Annotated in this window: 18 protein-coding genes; 13 read left to right on the top strand and 5 right to left on the bottom strand. The window is 44.7% G+C overall.

The features are described from left to right. The first annotated feature begins 53 nt into the window (after positions 1–53). The gene (gene uspB / locus R7Z10_RS16525; RefSeq protein ID WP_005379169.1) at positions 54–377 is read left to right on the top strand and encodes a universal stress protein UspB; all 324 of its coding nucleotides are present in this window, start codon (positions 54–56) and stop codon (positions 375–377) included. A 180-nt stretch (positions 378–557) separates the two neighbouring features. Beyond that, a complete protein-coding gene (locus tag R7Z10_RS16530) occupies positions 558–1,751 on the top strand; it encodes an NAD(P)/FAD-dependent oxidoreductase (RefSeq protein WP_005382944.1) in 1,194 nt (397 codons plus the stop codon). A gap of 93 nt (positions 1,752–1,844) precedes the next feature. Here the strand turns inward: R7Z10_RS16530 and R7Z10_RS16535 are convergent, their stop codons facing one another. Further along, positions 1,845–3,188 (bottom strand): sigma-54-dependent Fis family transcriptional regulator, encoded by a 1,344-nt coding sequence (locus tag R7Z10_RS16535; protein WP_005382945.1) that lies wholly within the window; start codon positions 3,186–3,188, stop codon positions 1,845–1,847. Between the two features lie 436 nt (positions 3,189–3,624). Here R7Z10_RS16535 and R7Z10_RS16540 point away from each other — a divergent pair, with 436 nt between their 5' ends. From R7Z10_RS16540 to R7Z10_RS16560, 5 genes are all read left to right on the top strand, one after another. Further along, on the top strand, positions 3,625–4,176 hold the full coding sequence (locus R7Z10_RS16540; RefSeq protein ID WP_005379174.1) for a BON domain-containing protein: 552 nt from the start codon (positions 3,625–3,627) through the stop codon (positions 4,174–4,176). A 45-nt stretch (positions 4,177–4,221) separates the two neighbouring features. Continuing rightward, positions 4,222–4,398 (top strand): DUF1328 family protein, encoded by a 177-nt coding sequence (locus R7Z10_RS16545; protein ID WP_005379177.1) that lies wholly within the window; start codon positions 4,222–4,224, stop codon positions 4,396–4,398. 8 nt (positions 4,399–4,406) lie between these two features. Continuing rightward, a complete protein-coding gene (locus tag R7Z10_RS16550; RefSeq protein ID WP_005394413.1) occupies positions 4,407–4,604 on the top strand; it encodes a hypothetical protein in 198 nt (65 codons plus the stop codon). Positions 4,605–4,708: 104 nt separating this feature from the next. Beyond that, complete coding sequence (locus R7Z10_RS16555; protein ID WP_005379185.1) at positions 4,709–5,140, top strand: hemerythrin domain-containing protein; 432 nt, start codon at positions 4,709–4,711, stop codon at positions 5,138–5,140. Between the two features lie 144 nt (positions 5,141–5,284). After that, positions 5,285–6,949 carry a diacylglycerol kinase family protein gene (locus tag R7Z10_RS16560; RefSeq protein WP_047103710.1) on the top strand — a complete coding sequence of 555 codons (1,665 nt, stop codon included), beginning with the start codon at positions 5,285–5,287 and terminating at the stop codon, positions 6,947–6,949. A 202-nt stretch (positions 6,950–7,151) separates the two neighbouring features. Here the strand turns inward: R7Z10_RS16560 and R7Z10_RS16565 are convergent, their stop codons facing one another. Together R7Z10_RS16565 and R7Z10_RS16570 are read right to left on the bottom strand one after the other, a co-directional pair. Next, on the bottom strand, positions 7,152–7,550 hold the full coding sequence (locus tag R7Z10_RS16565) for a hypothetical protein (RefSeq protein WP_005379193.1): 399 nt from the start codon (positions 7,548–7,550) through the stop codon (positions 7,152–7,154). Positions 7,551–7,698: 148 nt separating this feature from the next. Then, on the bottom strand, positions 7,699–8,136 hold the full coding sequence (locus R7Z10_RS16570; protein ID WP_005379194.1) for a DUF2383 domain-containing protein: 438 nt from the start codon (positions 8,134–8,136) through the stop codon (positions 7,699–7,701). 361 nt (positions 8,137–8,497) lie between these two features. On the opposite strand from R7Z10_RS16570, the gene R7Z10_RS16575 reads away from it, so the two are divergent. From R7Z10_RS16575 to R7Z10_RS16590, 4 genes are read left to right on the top strand one after another with little or no spacing between them, the layout of a single operon-like run. Further along, entirely contained in the window at positions 8,498–8,746 is a 249-nt protein-coding gene (locus R7Z10_RS16575; protein WP_005379196.1) for a hypothetical protein, read from the top strand. Between the two features lie 48 nt (positions 8,747–8,794). Further along, positions 8,795–9,307, top strand: a complete 513-nt coding sequence (locus tag R7Z10_RS16580) for a phage holin family protein (protein ID WP_047103713.1) — start codon at positions 8,795–8,797, stop codon at positions 9,305–9,307. Next, entirely contained in the window at positions 9,297–9,623 is a 327-nt protein-coding gene (locus R7Z10_RS16585) for a hypothetical protein (protein WP_005379200.1), read from the top strand. The genes R7Z10_RS16580 and R7Z10_RS16585 overlap by 11 nt, the downstream gene beginning before the upstream one ends. A gap of 45 nt (positions 9,624–9,668) precedes the next feature. Next, on the top strand, positions 9,669–10,739 hold the full coding sequence (locus R7Z10_RS16590) for an AI-2E family transporter (protein WP_005379202.1): 1,071 nt from the start codon (positions 9,669–9,671) through the stop codon (positions 10,737–10,739). Positions 10,740–10,757: 18 nt separating this feature from the next. Here R7Z10_RS16590 and R7Z10_RS16595 read toward each other — a convergent pair whose 3' ends face one another. Continuing rightward, positions 10,758–13,205 (bottom strand): EAL domain-containing protein, encoded by a 2,448-nt coding sequence (locus tag R7Z10_RS16595; RefSeq protein WP_047103715.1) that lies wholly within the window; start codon positions 13,203–13,205, stop codon positions 10,758–10,760. 194 nt (positions 13,206–13,399) lie between these two features. Then, positions 13,400–14,305: a DMT family transporter gene (locus tag R7Z10_RS16600; protein ID WP_047103718.1), complete on the bottom strand. Its 906-nt coding sequence runs from the start codon at positions 14,303–14,305 to the stop codon at positions 13,400–13,402. Between the two features lie 168 nt (positions 14,306–14,473). Here R7Z10_RS16600 and rmuC point away from each other — a divergent pair, with 168 nt between their 5' ends. Together rmuC and ubiE are read left to right on the top strand one after the other, a co-directional pair. After that, on the top strand, positions 14,474–16,006 hold the full coding sequence (gene rmuC / locus R7Z10_RS16605) for a DNA recombination protein RmuC (RefSeq protein WP_005379209.1): 1,533 nt from the start codon (positions 14,474–14,476) through the stop codon (positions 16,004–16,006). Positions 16,007–16,083: 77 nt separating this feature from the next. After that, positions 16,084–16,863 carry a bifunctional demethylmenaquinone methyltransferase/2-methoxy-6-polyprenyl-1,4-benzoquinol methylase UbiE gene (gene ubiE, locus R7Z10_RS16610; RefSeq protein ID WP_005379210.1) on the top strand — a complete coding sequence of 260 codons (780 nt, stop codon included), beginning with the start codon at positions 16,084–16,086 and terminating at the stop codon, positions 16,861–16,863. Position 16,864 lies beyond the last annotated feature (1 nt).

Below are 16,864 nucleotides of genomic sequence, written 5' to 3' on the forward strand. Positions count from 1 at the left end.
AGTGTTGATCGTCTTTTTCTCTTGAGCATTGTTGAAGATGTAGGGAGGAAAAGATGATCAGTGGAGACACAATCTTATTTGCGCTAATGGTGGTAACTGGAGTTAATATGGTCCGGTATCTCACCGCTCTTCGTTCTCTAATTTATATCATGCGTGAAGCGCACCCGCTGTTATATCAGCAAGTTGATGGTAATGGTTTTTTTACCACTCATGGAAATGTCACCAAGCAGGTGAGGTTGTATCACTACATTAAAAGTAAAGAATATCATCATCACCACGATGAAATTTTTACTGGTAAGTGTGAAAGAGTGCGTGAACTGTTTGTTCTATCGACCGCGTTGCTCGGCGTGACGCTACTTGCAGCCTTCATTCTCTAAGAGTCAATAATCTAGATAGTTGTTCTGTCTGAGATTTTACGGACATACAGAGCGCTTAGAGTTTAAGCGCTTTTCCCTTTCGGTATTTGTCGGTAGAATGTCGCGCCTAGAAAGCAAGGATGTGCAATGTGCACATCCTTTTTTATTTTGATTCGATACCAATCAGTCTAAGAGCTACCGATGAGTAAGAAATTTGATGTTGTTGTAATTGGCGCAGGCGCAGCAGGTTTAATGTGTGCTGCAGAAGCAGGCAAGCGAGGCCGCCGTGTTTTGGTGCTCGATCATGCTAAAAAGCCAGGACGTAAAATCCTTATCTCGGGCGGTGGTCGTTGTAACTTCACTAACTACGACGTTTCAGCTAATCACTATTTGTGTCAAAACCCGCACTTTGTTAAGTCGGCGCTCTCCCAATACACTAACTGGGATTTCATCTCGATGGTGTGTAAACATGGCATTGAGTTCGAAGAGCGTGATCACGGCCAGTTGTTTTGTGTCGATGCATTTACGGCCAAAGATATCGTGAAGATGTTGTTAGCTGAGTGTGACATGCCGAACATCGAGCAGCGTTACCAATGCGATGTTCATTCGATTGAAAAAATTGATGAAGGCTTTCGTTTGCATGCTGGTACTGAGATTGTCGAATGTGAGTCTTTAGTTATCGCAACAGGTGGCTTGTCGATGCCAAAACTGGGAGCGACACCATTTGGTTATAAAGTCGCGGAACAATTTGGTCTTCGAGTTATCCCAACCACGGCAGGGCTTGTACCATTTACTCTGCATAAAGAAGACAAAGAAGACTTTGCTGAGTTATCTGGTATCGCGGTACCTGCGGAAATTACGGCTGAAGATGGCACCATGTTCAAAGAAGCCCTGCTCTTCACACATCGTGGGTTATCTGGTCCAGCAGTGTTACAGATTTCTTCATTCTGGCGGGCCGGACAAAAGGTGTTGATCAATCTTGTGCCAAACGATGATGTTGCTGAGTTATTAGAACGTAGTCGTGAGAAGCATCCAAATCAGTCACTCAAGAATACGCTTGCCAAAGTGCTGCCTAAGCGTCTGGTTGAAGTCTTAATTGAACGTAAAGAGCTAGTCGATAAACCGCTAAAACAGTTCAATCAAAAGGAGCTTGCGGCGATTGTGGAGCGTCTAGAGCATTGGGATATCGCCCCGAATGGCACTGAAGGCTACCGAACTGCGGAAGTGACACTCGGCGGTGTCGATACTGATCACTTATCCTCGAAAACCATGGAATGCAAAGACATTAAAGGGCTTTATTTTATTGGTGAAGTGATGGATGTGACTGGTTGGCTAGGGGGCTACAATTTTCAGTGGTGCTGGTCGAGCGGCTTTGTTGCGGGGCAGTGGGTTTAATCAAACACCAAACGCAGCCTAACTGCATAAAAGATAAGATACAAAAAGAGCACTGAATAAAAGTCAGTGCTCTTTTTGTATTCCCATAGCGAGTTACTCGTCTTGATACTTTTCGAGTTTGTTATAGAGCGTTTTCACGCTAATGCCTAACTCCTGCGCTGATTCCGTTTTATTGCCTTGATTCTCTTCAAGGGTATTGAGAATGGCGGCTTTTTCTAGCTCTTCTAGCGAAACGCCCGCCGGAACAAGGTCTTCGATGCTGGTGCCTGTTTCCAATGGTGGTGTGTCGAAGATAAGGTGTTCATCTCGGATGGTGTCATCAGCCAAAATGAATGCACGCTCGATCGTGTGTTTGAGCTCACGGACATTACCTGGCCAGTCGTGTGCAGCGATTTTTTGGATCGCAGAGTCAAGAATCGTTTTGGTTTTTGCCTCATTGGCGTTGCGGTGCGCGATAAAGTGCTTGGCCAGACCGACGATATCACCGCCTCGTTCTCGCAGTGGCGGTATCGTTAATGGGAAATGCGATAACCGGAAAAACAGATCTTCACGCAGGAACTGCTCCTCAATGGCGATTTTAGGATCACGGTTTGTAGCAGCAATGATGCGAGTATTAGCGATATGAACTGTATTACTGCCAACTGGGCGATACTCTCCGGTTTCTAGCACCCGCAATAGCTTCACTTGATGCTCGATAGGCATCTCGGTGATTTCATCTAAAAATAGTGTGCCGCCCTCTGCCTGCTTAAATACACCTTGGTGAGTTTTATTTGCTCCGGTAAAAGCGCCTTTCTCATGGCCAAACAGTTCACTATCAACCAATTCAGGGCTAATGGCACCACAGTTAATCGCTATAAAGGGCTGTTGTTTACGCTCACTCGCTAAGTGGATGGTCTGCGCCACCAGTTCTTTGCCTGATCCACTTTCACCGACAATAAGGACGTTGGCTTCTGTTTTAGCAACGCGCCTGATCATACGATAGAGCTGATGCATCGGAGAGGAAGAGCCGACCAAAAGACCAAATTGGTCAAGATCGCTGGTGGACACTTTACGCCCTTGATCTTGTTTGTGTTGATAGTATTGGCTGACTTCGCTCAGGGTGTCCGTCAGAATGGCAATATCAACGGGCTTTCTGTAGTGAAAAATAGCACCCAAGTTCATCAGCTTATCCAAGTTCTCGTTTGGAGCGCCTGAGCTAATGATGATCAAGTCCATATCGTAGATGTCTTCGATATTAGAAAGACGTTGATAATCTGCACTAGTAAAGTGGGCGACTTCAACAATCGCAACTTCCGGTTTGAGTTGTAGGAAATCTTCAATCCATTGGTCTGCGGCATCGATGTCATGCAGACGAAATTTGTTCAGTTCCTGGCAAGAAGCGATGGCATTTTTAAGTGATGGATCTTGTATTCTTAGAAACAGGCTTGGCATCGACATAGAAATGTCCTCTTTACTATGACAGAAACAATGTACGTGGATTATTCTCACTTCACAAGACAAAATATTGTCAGCATAGATTTAAGGATTTGTTCGGTATTTTTATGTTGTTAGCCCCTTTTTGATATATATCGGTGAGAGCCATCAGTAGATATTTCCTTTTGTTCAGATTTTTATTTTTAAAATAATAATTTTGCTATTAATTGATTCTGGAGAAATAGCCTTTCTGTTTTATCAGGTTATTTCGGCACAAGTGACGGAGGCTTTATCACCGATTAAAAATTACATTCTTTACGTGTAAATAATTCATGCTTATACTTTATTGCTCATCTCTTTTTTACCTCTTTCCTTTATTAGTCACTTAAAAACAATGAGTTATAAAGTTGGCACATGGTTTGCTCCTAGGGAAGTGCAACGTCAATAAAGGAGAATTACCATGAATAACATCGCAGCTAAAATTGTACTTACGTCAGTTCTTGCTACTTCATCTACAGCAGTCTTAGCGAGTGATAAATGGGAAAAAGAATCCATGGACGCTTGGCTAGATGGTAAAGCTGAAACCACACTACTGCTAAACAGCAATCTCAACTCTTTTGATATCAATACCGATGTTGAGAATCAGGTCGTTACCCTTTCTGGTTCGGTAAACAATGATCTTGAAAAATCACTTGCCGAAGAGCTTGTTACTGGTCTTGATGGTGTGAAAAAAGTAAACAACGAATTGTCAGTAGTGAATGAAGGCAAGAAAGAAACTGATTCAGAAGCTTTAGCTACACTGACCGATTCTAAAATCACGACTATAGTTAAAACGCGCCTACTAATGGATACCAATGTGAGTGGTACGGATATTGATGTAACGACAGAACGTAAAACGGTAACGTTGGCAGGTAAAGTTAATTCAGATGCGGAGCATGATCTTGCAATTTCAATTGCAAATAACACCAATGACGTAAATAAGGTGATTGATAAGCTAGAAGTGGTTCAATAATAGCGAGCCGAGTGATTTAACCCACTTTTATTAGGAGGTAACACTATGGTTCGTTGGATGTTTATTTTTCTGGCACTGGCACTAATTTCTGCACTATTAGGCTTTACCGGTATTGCAGGAGCTGCTGCCTCTATCGCGCAAGTGATATTTTACCTATTCCTATTGTCATTAATTGTATCAATAGTGATTGTTCTGCTAGGAAGAAAAAACGTAAATAGATAGGAGATTCCATGCAACTTACGTCATTTATTTACCGTATCGCCGCAGTATTCGGTTTGGTGTTTGCGTTGGCAGCTTGTAGTGAAGAAGGGCCAATGGAACAGGCCGGCAAAAAGATAGATGAAGCCGCCGAAGAAACCCAAAATGCGATTGAAGATGAATGTGAAAACATTAAAGAAAATCTAAACGCTGAAGACCAAGACTGTTAGCCGAATCAGGTTAGGTTTTTTACGCATAGCTATGTAAGAGAGGGGCGGTCAATCACCGCCCTTCCTTTTGTCCCAATTGTTTACAATCAGATAAGGAGTCAAAGATGAAAAACATATTTGATGTACTGAAAGAGAGTCATGAAAAGCAGCGCCTTTTACTCGATGCTCTGATGGAAACGTCTGGAGATTCCCCCGCTCGTGAAGAGTTTTACCACAACCTTAAAGAGGAACTCGAACAGCACGCAGCGGCAGAAGAGCGATTTTTCTACGCGCCTTTAATAGATAGCGATAAGACCATTGATCTCACTCGCCATGGCATCGCAGAGCATCATGAAATTGATAAAGTGATTGCACAGCTTGATGCAACCGATATGAGCTCGCCAGCGTGGCTCAACCTAATGAAAACCTTGCGTCACAAAGTGTTGCACCATCTTGAGGAAGAAGAACAGCGTTTCTTCCAGTTAGCCGGCAAGGTAATGACCGATAAGCAGAAAATGAAACTAGCGGATGGTTATGTTGAAGAGATGGCAAGCTAGGTAGAGTGTTGGACCTTTTCGTGCCATTTCGGCACGGGAAGGCACTCAATCAAGGCGTTTACTCAAGTTCATGTATCCAAGCTCAATCCCCCGCGTATTCTAACTTCCACTAAAAAGTGCACTCGCTGAAGGCAAGGAGAGCGAATGTTTATCATCAAATATTATATTCTTGGCGCTCTGATCAGTTTATTGGCCGCTATCTATACGCCTCAAATTATCGTTAGTTTGCTGTTCTTGTGGATATCTCTTTCTTTAGCGTTGGTCAGCGTAGCCTACGTATTCGACATTCCCTCTATTTTTAGAAAAAACCAAGATGGCAAGATTGTCAGGTGGATTCGCTGGGCATTCATCCCATTTCTATTGGGGGCTAGAGCGTATAACGCCTGGGAAAGACGGCGTGATACAGTGCCTCCAATCCAAAAAGTCAGCGACAATTTATACCTATCTCGCCGTTTGTTTCAGAGTGACTTAGATTTTCTCGAATCCAATGAAATCTCTTGTATTGTCGATGTCACCGCAGAATTTGCAGGCCTTGAAAGTGCGATGACCGACAAGCAGTTTCATTACCTTTCGATTCCGGTACTCGACCACAAAGCCCCGACGCTAGAGCGCCTTCGCCATGCGATTAACTGGATTGATACTCAAATCTCGTGCTCGCGGGCAGTGGTTGTGCATTGTGCGTTAGGGCGTGGTCGTTCAGTGTTTGTTGTGGCGGCGTATTTACTGAGCAAAGACCCGTCACTGACGGTTGAATCCGTGATGAAAAAAATCAATGACGTACGCAGTACCGCGAGATTGAATAAATTACAGATTAGGACGTTACGAGCGATCAGTGAAAAAGGCGTACTGGGGCTGGATCAATCCACTTGGATGGTGGTTAACCCTGTTGCAGGTGGCGGCAAATGGGAGGAAAACGAACAGCACTTGATTCGTGAACTAACCAAAAAATATCGCTTGAGTATTCATCAAACCACCACAAACCTCAGCGCCGAGCAGCTAACACAACAGGCAAAAGAAAGTGGAGCTAAGCAAATCATCGTAGCTGGTGGCGATGGCACAGTAACAGAGGTGGCGAGCCAATTGGTGGATACCGACCTCAAACTCGGTATTGTTCCGCTCGGAACTGCCAATGCGTTATGTCATGTGCTCTATGGCGTTGGCGCAAAATTCTCACCGGTCGAAAAAGCGTGTGAAGCGTTGCTTGGCGGACACTGCCAACGTATTGATACTGCGGAATGTAATCAGCGGCTTATTTTATTGGTCTTAGGCATTGGGCTAGAACAGAAAATGATCGAGCACGCTCAGCGAGAAGAGAAAAATGTTTTTGGACAACTCGCTTACCTCACCGGCTTTTTTAATGCTGTAGTGGCGGAAGAAACGCAAGCTTTAACCGTTTCGTTAGATGCTCCAACTGGAGATGGAAACCACGACAATAATACACAAACGCTTGAAGTCCATAGTTTTGTCGTTGCGAATATCGCTCCATTTAGTACGTTGCTTGCCCAAGGTGGTGATGCGCCGCAGCCTGATGATGGCAAGCTGCATATCACATATTTAGATAACACCGAGTCTTTAGGCGGACGTCTTATCGCATTGTCGGATCTGACATTAACGAGCGTAGGCGCACAGGAAGAATCGACACATTTTCAATACGCGACGGCTCAGAGCGTCACTATTTCTGCGAATAAACCGATTGAGTATGTGATTGATGGTGAACTGTATTCTGATGAGCAACTGGCAATCAAGCTGCGTCCAAAGTCATTGAACGTATTTGTTCCAAGCCAGAGACGTAAATCAGCTTCGCTTTAACACAGATAATCCGCGGATAACGCGCCATTTGCTTCGTATTCTACATGGCGCTTTTTCTGTGTTGTTTGATGATTTGGTGTGCGTCGTAAAAAGGCTATTAAGGTCGCTGCGTAGATGCAGCGGCTTTTTTCTATCTGCACCTTTTACTAGGTTGATTGGGGATGTGGTTTAAACAAAGTGAAAGAAAGAAGGGCGAGTACAATTACTCACCCTGAGGTAAGTGCTTTTCAATTTCATCGTTTTCAACTTGTAAAGCAGCTAACCAATAAGAAACAAGTGCGGTTAAGTTGGTGTCGTCAATGGCTCTAAGCAGGGCTTTTAAATCATCTAACAGTAGTTTATTCATAAAATGCATTTCTTTGTAATTGCCTAACTCGGCAACGCCGTATTCGGTGGCATTTTCTGCAATGAATTGTTCACCATCTTGATCGAAGAACAGCTTCGCCATCTTTTTGATCATCACTTTTTCTATTTTCACGAATCGATATGCCGCTCTTGCGAGTGTCATGTGTGATTGCGGGTTAACGAGAGGCAAACACGTTTGGCGATGGTGTGTCATTTTTACGAGTAGCTCCCTTACTCGATTGTTATCCAATGTCATAGTGACCTCTTTATTTATGACTATTGTCGTGGGACATTTCTCGTGATGGTTATGTTAATGCGCCTGTGGGCTTGTCAGAAATGGCCAAAGCAAGTTGGCCATTTCTTTGATCAATACCGAGCTTTATTGCAAAGGCGACCACCAAGTTTTAGCTAATAAGGCTGATGCTGCTGAGTTTTTCTTTGCAGCTTTTTATATCGCTACGAACTTTCAGCAGAACCGAGTTATCCGCCTGCTCTGGGTGGGAAGTAATCAAATTCTCAATCTCTTTGAGTACCTTGCTTTCGACACCTTCAAGCTGTTCTAAATACATAGACTCTTTGTCAGAGGACACTTCCTTCATCACGTCGCTGTAGACCTCACGCGCCTTGATGGTGTAGGAAACCGGAGTGTCGTCGGCAGATTCTTCATTGTTACTTGCTAGAGAGTAGGGAGTGAGCTCAATGACTGCACGCTCACGTACTCTGAGCAGTTCTACCAACACATTATTCAAAGAAGTGTTGTCGATGTTCTCGATGGCCTTGTTGTAAATTTCATTTCCGCTTTCGATAAGCTCAATGATTGAGGCGATGTTTTCATTTTTCATATGCCACTCCTTATTTACTGGTGATAGGGGTGTTTGAGCGTATGGAATACAAACACGATGTTTCGTCTTCAGTTGCAGGTTGTATGCCAATGAACTTTAAGTCTTATTAATCAGTGACTTAATATCTTGTTTTGCAATAACTTGCTAACAGTCGGTAAGGCGCTAAGAAAAAATTACAAGAATGGCGGGGAAAGCCTGGAAAGAATTACACGTACAGATACGGCTTTTTATCGAAATAAAAATAAAATCAATAAAAAACAATAATTTAAAATTCTGGCATGGATATGGCTTTGTAGGGAGTAAGTGAGGTCAAACATTGTTTCACTTGATTCACTATTCAACTCATTAATGGAGGCTAGTTATGGCTACTACAAAAGAAAGCACAGTAAAACCTCAAGAGCAGTTAGAAGAAGCATATCACTTAGCGGAACAAGCCACGACGGAAGCCGTTGGCGCGATGAAAGACCAAGCCAAAGAGAAGCTGGATGTCGGTGCGCAGCAAGTTCAGCAGGCGACTAAGTCGGCAGAAAATGTAATCAAGGAGCGCCCATTGCTGAGCATAGGCTGCGCCTTCCTTGCTGGTTGGGCGGTTTCGAAGCTGATCAAATAATAGTGGTCACCAAGGATTAAGCCACACAACAGAAAGGCGAGGCTTCACATGAATAACTCAGGGCAAGTTACCAATCAGCAATCAGGCTCGGCGGCTTCAGACAGCGGCCGAGCCCCTGATGGGGCAGAAGAACAGGATATCCAACAAACCATTAATGGTTTGAGCAGCATTCTTGCGCAATTGGACCAACTGACGACATCGCTAAAAGCATGGTCAGGTTCAACGTTGGATTTGTTCCTCTTGGAGATGAAAGTTAACGTGTCCGCAGTGCGTCAGATTTTGCTGTGTACCGTTGTTTTTACCCTATTGTCGGTATTGTTCGTATTCAGTTTGTGCCTTGCCTCTGGGGTGGTGGCTTATCAGTTAACTGCCAACGTGTATGTTGCCGTGGGTGTATTTATCACATCATTAGGCTTGGCATTATTTGCTTTAGCCTGGTGGCAGAAGCGTTTAGTTGGATTTCTTGGATTCAAAAATACGACAGAACAATTACAGGAGGGGTGGGATGCGCTCGCTACAAAAGCTCAATCGAGCCATGCGGATCAAGCGGATGGAAGGTAAAGCGTCTCTAGAGCAATGCTGTTTGTCGATGGAAATGTTCACGTTTACCACCAAGAAGTTTGTGAGAGAAAACCCTTGGACGACATTAGGCATTAGTGCTGTCGTTGCCGTTACCGCAGCAAAAGCAGGTCGATTGTCTCGACTGACTTCTTCTATTTCGTCAATGGGGCTATTGGTTAGCAGCGTGTCTGATATTACCGATTCGCTCACAAAGCCGGTCGCGGCAGCTTCTCTGGATGAGTCAGATGCGGAGCAAAATGGAAATGCAGCAACACAAGTAAGCAACGCTGCGACGACAGAGGGCGAACCACTCTAATAGCGGATTTCACCGCAAAATTTTCTTACCGATTCTGAGCTTATTATGACAGCGAAATTGAACATTCCTGCCAACACTGCGATTGGTGCAACGCTTCTCGTCCTGTTACTCGTCCCAGGGCTGTATTTTGCCAAGCCAATATTGTTACCTATTGTGCTTAGCACCTTTATTTCTCTGCTGTGCAGTCCTTTCATTAATTATCTTGAAGACAAAGGCTTACCACGTGCTATTACCGTCGTGTTGACGCTGTCATTCCTCGTTGGCGCTTCAATTATTGGTCTTGCCGCCATGTCGGAGCCCGCCAAGCAATGGTGGTCTGAGCTGCCCAGTATCGTGAAAAATGTGTCGCAAGAAGTAAGCGAAGTTACTAAAGCTTCGGCTGATCACCTTAATACTCCATTGAATATCGCCAACGATATGAGTATGGATGAGGTCGGGAACAACACCGTATTTTCTTTGGTAAAAACGCTCGCGACCACTACGCCGACGATTTTGACACAAGCGATGATCGTGCTGTTTATGGTTTACTTTATGCTCAATCATGGACGAAGCTTATTTCGAAAGTCAGTGTCTTACTTACATGGGTTCGCCAAACAGCGCCAAGCGATTGAGTTGGTCAAAGCGCTACAGAAAGACCTATCTCGATACATTGGCACCATCACTTTAGTGAATGCTGGGCTGGGGTTGAGTGTCGGGGCCGTGTTTTTTGTTCTAGGCCTTGAAGATCCATTTCTATGGGGCGCATTTGCAGGCGTGATGAATTTTGCGCCGTACCTCGGCCCTGTCATATCCATGGTGAGCTTTGGCTTTGTTGCTTATCTTCAGTTGGAGTCGGTCAGTTTTATGCTGACGGTGGTGTCTATCTATTTACTGCTCAATTTGATTGAAAGTCAGTTTGTTACACCAACACTATTGGGGAAAAGGTTTAACTTAAACCCGTTAGTGATTTTTGTTTGGCTTGTTTTTTGGGGCTGGCTTTGGGGCGGAATGGGACTATTGATCGGTGTGCCGTTGCTGGTTTGTATCAATATTTTGGTTGATCGTCTAGAGCTATGCCAATCAACCCAAAATCAAGCAAAACAAATCACCTCCGCGGACGTGGCACCGCGAGAGTGACTTGAGGAGCAAGCTGGTTCAACGAAACAGTTTTTCAGCGCTCACTGGCTGACTAAATAAATATCCCTGACCATAAATACAGCCTTTTTCGAATAAATAATCGGCTTGTTCCCGAGTTTCTATCCCTTCCGCGACGACTTTCAACGACAGCGTTTTTCCCATGGCAATAATGGCATTCACAATCGCGTTGCTGTCGCTATTACTTGGGACATCACTGACAAATGAGCGGTCAATTTTCAGTTTGTTGATTGGCAAACCTTTCAAGTAAGACAAAGACGAATAGCCAGTTCCAAAGTCATCCAGAGAAATCTCAATACCCAGTTCTCGTAATTGATTTAACGATGCAATGGCTTGTTGAGGGTCGATCAGTAAAAAGCTCTCTGTGATCTCCAAATCTAACCGTTGGGCAGGGTATCCGGTGTTATCGAGGATAGTACTTAATCGCTGAATGAAATTTGACTGCTGAAGCTGCAACGCAGAAACATTTACGGCGATTTTGCCAAACTCGATGCCTTGGTCCAGCCAAGCATTACCTTGCAAACAAGCTTGTTGTAACACCCACTCACCAATGCTTTGAATCAGCCCTGTTTTTTCTGCAATTGGAATAAAGTCTGCTGGTGGTACAAGGCCAAATTCTGGATGCTGCCAGCGTAATAAAGCTTCCACGCCGACAATCGTATTTCGTTCCAAGTTGTATTGCGGTTGGAATTCTAACCGGAGTTGTTGTTTTTCTATTGCTTGATGCAAAGCGGATTGAATGCGTACATGGGATACGGATTTATCGGTCAAATCCGGTGAGTAAAACGCGTAGCCGTTGCGTCCATTTTTCTTCGCTAAGTACATCGCGGTGTCTGCGTTTTTCAGTAAGGTTTCACTGTCTTGACCGTCTCTTGGGTACAAGGCAATACCAATACTGGTCGAGACACGAAGTGAGTCGTGGTTTGCCAAGTCGAATGGTTGCTGGAATACGCTTAGAATATCGCCGACGGTTTCCAGTAAGGCAACATCACTATGGATGTCTGGCAAAATAATCACAAATTCATCGCCGCCAATGCGAGCCACATGCGCATTGAGGTGAAGCACATCTTGCAGACGAATCGCTAACTTAGACAGCAATTGGTCACCACAGAAGTGGCCCATGCTATCGTTGATGTGTTTGAAATGGTCGATATCTAAGAATAGGGTGGCAAACGTCTGCTGGTTTTTGTGTCCGGTTTCGATGTGTTGTTCGAGTAAGCTGAGTAAATGGGTGCGATTAGGTAGATTGGTTAATGGATCGTAAAAAGCCATGCGCTGCAGCTTTTCTTCGTGTGCCTTACGCACAGAGATATCTTCAAACACACAAATGTAGTTAATAAGGTGGTTTTTATCGTCCATTACGGCGCTAATGGTCGCTAATTGCGGATAAATGCTGCCATCTTTCTTTCTGTTGATGAATTCGCCTTTCCATTGGCCTTTGTTTTCGAGTTGATGCCACAACTGTTGATAGAAACCTTGATCATGATGGCCTGAGCGCAGAATTCGTGGGTTTTTTCCTATCACCTCTTCAGAGCGGTAACCTGTAATTTGGGTAAAAGCCGTGTTTACATCAATGATGTTGGCATTGCGGTCTGTAATGACCATGCCTTCTTGCGAATTGTTGAAAATTTGGGACGCTAAGGAGAGCTGCGTTTCTACCATTTTTCGGCGGGTGATGTTACGTGTCATCCCCAGAATGCCGATTAAGTTTCCCGCATGATCACGGACAGGAGACTTAATGGTTTCTAGCCAAGTGGGGTTATTGTTTTCATCAATTTGACGGCATTCTTCAACAATATTTTGCGTGCCCGTGGCTACCACCAATTTATCGGCATCAATGAATTTTTCCGCACGTTCATGGCTAAACAGAGCAAAATCGTCTTTGCCAATGATTTCACTGTTGGTTTTTTGCCACGCATTTTCTACGCTTCGGTTGGTCATCGAATAAAGACCATCCATGCCTTTTATCCATACGTGGTCTTCAAGGCAGTCGATAAACTCTTGTAGTGTTGGTGTTGGCTTTATTTCCGCGCTTTGATGTCGCGTTTGTTCTTGCTGACAGTACAAGTTGATATCAAAGCTGATCCGCCCCGCCATTGCGCTTAGCCATGCCGAAACAACCGTTGATTGATCATTAGGGTGAGTCAGTGTCAGTACGGCAAGCAATTCGCCATTAGGTAGCCAAATCGGTCCAATGCTCAAGGTTTGCTCTTCAAAGGGGGTATGGCTAACTGTAAAATCTGTCGGCGTAAAGTGATCGACAACTTGCGTTATCACATCGACGATAGCACGATGATTTTGGGTTGAGGTGGACACCTCAGTCGATAGCCACCGCTGAGTATCGCTCAGAGTATAAAGCTGTCCCTGAGCTTGAGTTACATCACAGCATTGTCGCAGAGCGTGTTGCCAGTCTGCCATCAAAGGCGAAGGAATAGCGAAGCGAAACATAATAAATAACGAGTCCTAAATCGCCCAAAGGTAATTATATTAGAATCTAGCGTAAGCTATTGGGCTTTGTGAGTATCGTATCCAACGCGTAGCTAAATCCTAGCAGCGTAAAGTGCTTTCTATCATTAAAATGTTATCTATATCTCTTTTTTATCCAACTTATTGCATCGTTTTTTAGGGCTTTTGATAGGTGATTAAGAAGCGTTTACCGCTTTGGTTTTCTTGCCCCATGAGACTTGCTGAATGACTAAGCCACTGATGATCAATACCAGGCCAATCAAGGTTGAAGGGTGAATTTCTTCGCCGATGATGGTAGCTAACAACATGAGTGAGATAAATGGAGAAGCAAAGATCAGATTACTGATACGCGCGGTGTTTTGCGTTGATTTGAGTGCGCTCAGCCACAAAACGAAAGTGATCCCCATTTCAAACAGTCCGACATACGTCACCGCTGCCCAGCCTTTAGCTGAGATTGCCTGCCAGTCAGCACCTTCATAAAGACTTAAACCAATGGCGAATGGAATAGCGACCAAAAAGCCGAGCAGAACGCCAACCACAGGGTCGGCCTTATTTTTGGTATTTAAAATCCAGTAACCGGCCCACAGCAGCGTTGATAGCAGCGCAAGACCAACACCCAACGGGCTCTCAAATTCCATGCCTAAAAGATTGCCTTGTGTGGCAATCACTATCACGCCGACATAACTAAAACCGCAAGCGAGCCAATCTTTAGCTCGGATCTTCTGCCCTAAGAAAACAGCAGCCATTAGCGTCAAGGTAATGGCCCAACTGTAGTTGATCGCTTGGGCTTGGGATGCGGGCAGCAAGTCATATGCTTTGAACAGGATAACGTAATACGCCAAAGGGTTAATCAACCCAAGCAGTAGGTAATACCAAGGGTTTGAGAAAAATGTAGCGCTTAACTGGCCCAGTTTACCTTGCACACCACAGATTACTGTTAGCGCAATCGCAGAGACGATGCTGGCAATGCATAGCATTTGAATCGGCGTAAATTCTGCCAACGTGAGTTTAAATGCGGTTGCAACGGTAGACCAAAGTAATACTGCTGAGAGCCCAAATCCTAGGGCGCGACGCTCGTTCATGATGCCTCTGCGTGATGATGTGCCGCTCGGTTTGGATAATTTGAGCGGAAGAAAGAATATTATAGGAAGGCCTAGTGTATGCGAGGATTTTTCATCCAACAAACTGGACATTTATCCAGTGTCTAAATACCATTGTTATAGATACAAAACACAGGCTAACTCGCTATTATGCAATGGATTCTTGAGTACCAATCTCTCATTCTCTCTTCTCTTTGTGCTGCCACGCTTAGTGGTGTCGCTGCCGGTTGGTGGGTGAAACAGCGTTTTATCACCCAAACTCAGCTTCTCGAGCAACAACTTGTTTCAGAAAAACAGCTTCATCAACAGCAACTTGAACAGGTCAAGCAAAGCCTTGCCGATGCCCAGCAAGAGTTGGATGAATTAGATGATGAGCGCGATAAAGCCGCGTTTGAAGTGCGTCAAACACACGGAAAGCTGATGGCAGCTATGGAAAAACTGCGTTACTTCGAGGCCGTAAAGCAAGAGCGCCAGCAATACTTTGATGAGCTTGGTCAAATGCGTGAACACAAATCACGTCTAGAAACGCAACTGCGTGAACAGCAAGCTCGCCATGAGCAAATTAACCAAGCCAATGCCGAAAAACTGCAAATTTTAGAACAAGCAGAAGCACGCTTGAAACAACAATTTGAGCACTTGGCCAATCAACTGTTTGAAGAAAAAACCGCGAAGGTCGATTTGCAAAACCGTCAGAGTTTAGAAGGCTTGTTGTCACCGCTTAGAGAACAGTTAGAAGGGTTCAAAAAGCACGTTAATGACAGCTTTAGCCAAGAAGCTAAAGAGCGCCATACCCTAGTGCATGAGCTGAAAAACCTGCAACGTTTGAACGAGCAAATGACGCGCGAAGCGGTTAATTTGACCCAAGCGTTGAAAGGGGACAACAAACAACAAGGTAACTGGGGCGAAGTGGTGCTCGCTAGGGTACTTGCCGAATCTGGCTTGCGTGAAGGGCACGAATATCAGACTCAGGTGAACTTACAAAATGAAGCAGGCAAGCGTTACCAACCTGATGTCATTGTTCATCTCCCACAAAACAAACAAGTGGTTGTGGATTCTAAAATGGCGCTGGTTGCCTATGAGCGCTACTTCAACGCCGAAACTGATGCTGAGCGCGATCAGGCTTTGAATGCGCATTTAGCCGCTCTACGTGCACATATCAAAGGGTTAAGCATGAAGGACTACCACAAACTCAAAGGTATTCAGAGTTTGGACTATGTTCTGATGTTTATCCCGGTTGAGCCGGCGTTCCAAGTCGCGATTCAAGCCGATCCGAGCTTGATTAAAGACGCGATGGAGCAAAACATCATTTTGGTGAGCCCAACAACGTTGCTGGTGGCACTGCGCACCATTGATAATCTATGGCGCAATGAACGCCAAAATGAAAACGCCAAAATGATTGCGCAGCGTGCGACAAAACTCTACGACAAATTACGATTGTTTGTAGACGACATGGAGGGGCTCGGCGGTGCGCTGGATAAGGCGAATCAAAGCTATCAAGGTGCGATGAACAAGCTTGCCACAGGGCGCGGAAATGTGATTCGTCAAGCCGAAAGCTTTAAACACTTGGGAGTTGAAATTAAACGACCGATTTCTTCCGACCTCGCGCAGTTAGCGCAGAGTGATGCATTTTCAGAAAATGACCCGTTAGTAGAAAGACATCCGGCTGAGGATAAAGTAAACTAATCGCCCGCAGTGCAGTGGGCGATTTTATTTGTCAACAAACGCCCCGTAGAGGAAAGCGCTGCCTAAGAGGAATTAGAATGACGGACACAAGTTTGCAATCCAATACAGCGTTAGAGAATGAAACCACTCACTTTGGTTTCTCTACAGTGGCAAAAGACGAAAAAGTGACTAAGGTTGCCGAAGTATTCCACTCCGTGGCAACAAAATACGACATCATGAATGACCTGATGTCAGGTGGTATTCACCGCCTTTGGAAGCGCTTCACTATCGATTGTAGTGGCGCTCGCCCTGGCCAACGTATTCTTGACCTAGGTGGTGGTACGGGGGATTTGACGGCGAAATTCTCGCGCATTGTTGGCGATGAAGGCCATGTCATCCTTGCCGATATCAATAACTCAATGCTTAACGTTGGTCGCGATAAACTGCGTGATAACGGTATTGTGGGTAACGTGCATTACGTTCAAGCCAACGCAGAAGAACTGCCGTTCCCAGATGATTATTTTGATGTCATCACCATCAGTTTTTGTTTGCGTAATGTGACTGACAAAGACAAAGCGCTTCGTTCAATGTTCCGCGTACTGAAGCCAGGCGGCCGCCTATTGGTGTTGGAATTTTCAAAACCAGTGCTAGAGCCGTTATCTAAAGTCTATGACGCATATTCATTCCACTTGTTGCCGAGAATCGGTGAGCTAGTTGCGAATGACTCAGAGAGTTACCGCTACCTAGCGGAGTCAATCCGTATGCATCCAGACCAAGAAACGCTGGAAGGCATGATGCAAGACGCAGGTTTTGAAAACACCAAATACTACAACTTAACTGGTGGTATTGTGGCTTTGCATCGCGGTTATAAATTCTAAG

The organism is Vibrio sp. Vb1018 (assembly GCF_033338775.1).
GTDB lineage: Bacteria > Pseudomonadota > Gammaproteobacteria > Enterobacterales > Vibrionaceae > Vibrio > Vibrio alginolyticus.

Excerpts from the sequence above, each read along its gene's own strand:
- R7Z10_RS16540 (WP_005379174.1), top strand. The coding sequence starts at position 3,625 with ATGAATAACATCGCAGCTAAAATTGTACTTACGTCAGTTCTTGCTACT.
- R7Z10_RS16555 (WP_005379185.1), top strand. The coding sequence starts at position 4,709 with ATGAAAAACATATTTGATGTACTGAAAGAGAGTCATGAAAAGCAGCGC.
- R7Z10_RS16545 (WP_005379177.1), top strand. The coding sequence starts at position 4,222 with ATGGTTCGTTGGATGTTTATTTTTCTGGCACTGGCACTAATTTCTGCA.
- rmuC (WP_005379209.1), top strand. The coding sequence starts at position 14,474 with ATGCAATGGATTCTTGAGTACCAATCTCTCATTCTCTCTTCTCTTTGT.
- R7Z10_RS16595 (WP_047103715.1), bottom strand. The coding sequence starts at position 13,205 with ATGTTTCGCTTCGCTATTCCTTCGCCTTTGATGGCAGACTGGCAACAC.
- R7Z10_RS16560 (WP_047103710.1), top strand. The coding sequence starts at position 5,285 with ATGTTTATCATCAAATATTATATTCTTGGCGCTCTGATCAGTTTATTG.
- R7Z10_RS16550 (WP_005394413.1), top strand. The coding sequence starts at position 4,407 with ATGCAACTTACGTCATTTATTTACCGTATCGCCGCAGTATTCGGTTTG.
- R7Z10_RS16565 (WP_005379193.1), bottom strand. The coding sequence starts at position 7,550 with ATGACATTGGATAACAATCGAGTAAGGGAGCTACTCGTAAAAATGACA.
- R7Z10_RS16600 (WP_047103718.1), bottom strand. The coding sequence starts at position 14,305 with ATGAACGAGCGTCGCGCCCTAGGATTTGGGCTCTCAGCAGTATTACTT.
- ubiE (WP_005379210.1), top strand. The coding sequence starts at position 16,084 with ATGACGGACACAAGTTTGCAATCCAATACAGCGTTAGAGAATGAAACC.
- R7Z10_RS16580 (WP_047103713.1), top strand. The coding sequence starts at position 8,795 with ATGAATAACTCAGGGCAAGTTACCAATCAGCAATCAGGCTCGGCGGCT.
- uspB (WP_005379169.1), top strand. The coding sequence starts at position 54 with ATGATCAGTGGAGACACAATCTTATTTGCGCTAATGGTGGTAACTGGA.
- R7Z10_RS16535 (WP_005382945.1), bottom strand. The coding sequence starts at position 3,188 with ATGTCGATGCCAAGCCTGTTTCTAAGAATACAAGATCCATCACTTAAA.
- R7Z10_RS16530 (WP_005382944.1), top strand. The coding sequence starts at position 558 with ATGAGTAAGAAATTTGATGTTGTTGTAATTGGCGCAGGCGCAGCAGGT.
- R7Z10_RS16585 (WP_005379200.1), top strand. The coding sequence starts at position 9,297 with ATGGAAGGTAAAGCGTCTCTAGAGCAATGCTGTTTGTCGATGGAAATG.
- R7Z10_RS16590 (WP_005379202.1), top strand. The coding sequence starts at position 9,669 with ATGACAGCGAAATTGAACATTCCTGCCAACACTGCGATTGGTGCAACG.
- R7Z10_RS16575 (WP_005379196.1), top strand. The coding sequence starts at position 8,498 with ATGGCTACTACAAAAGAAAGCACAGTAAAACCTCAAGAGCAGTTAGAA.
- R7Z10_RS16570 (WP_005379194.1), bottom strand. The coding sequence starts at position 8,136 with ATGAAAAATGAAAACATCGCCTCAATCATTGAGCTTATCGAAAGCGGA.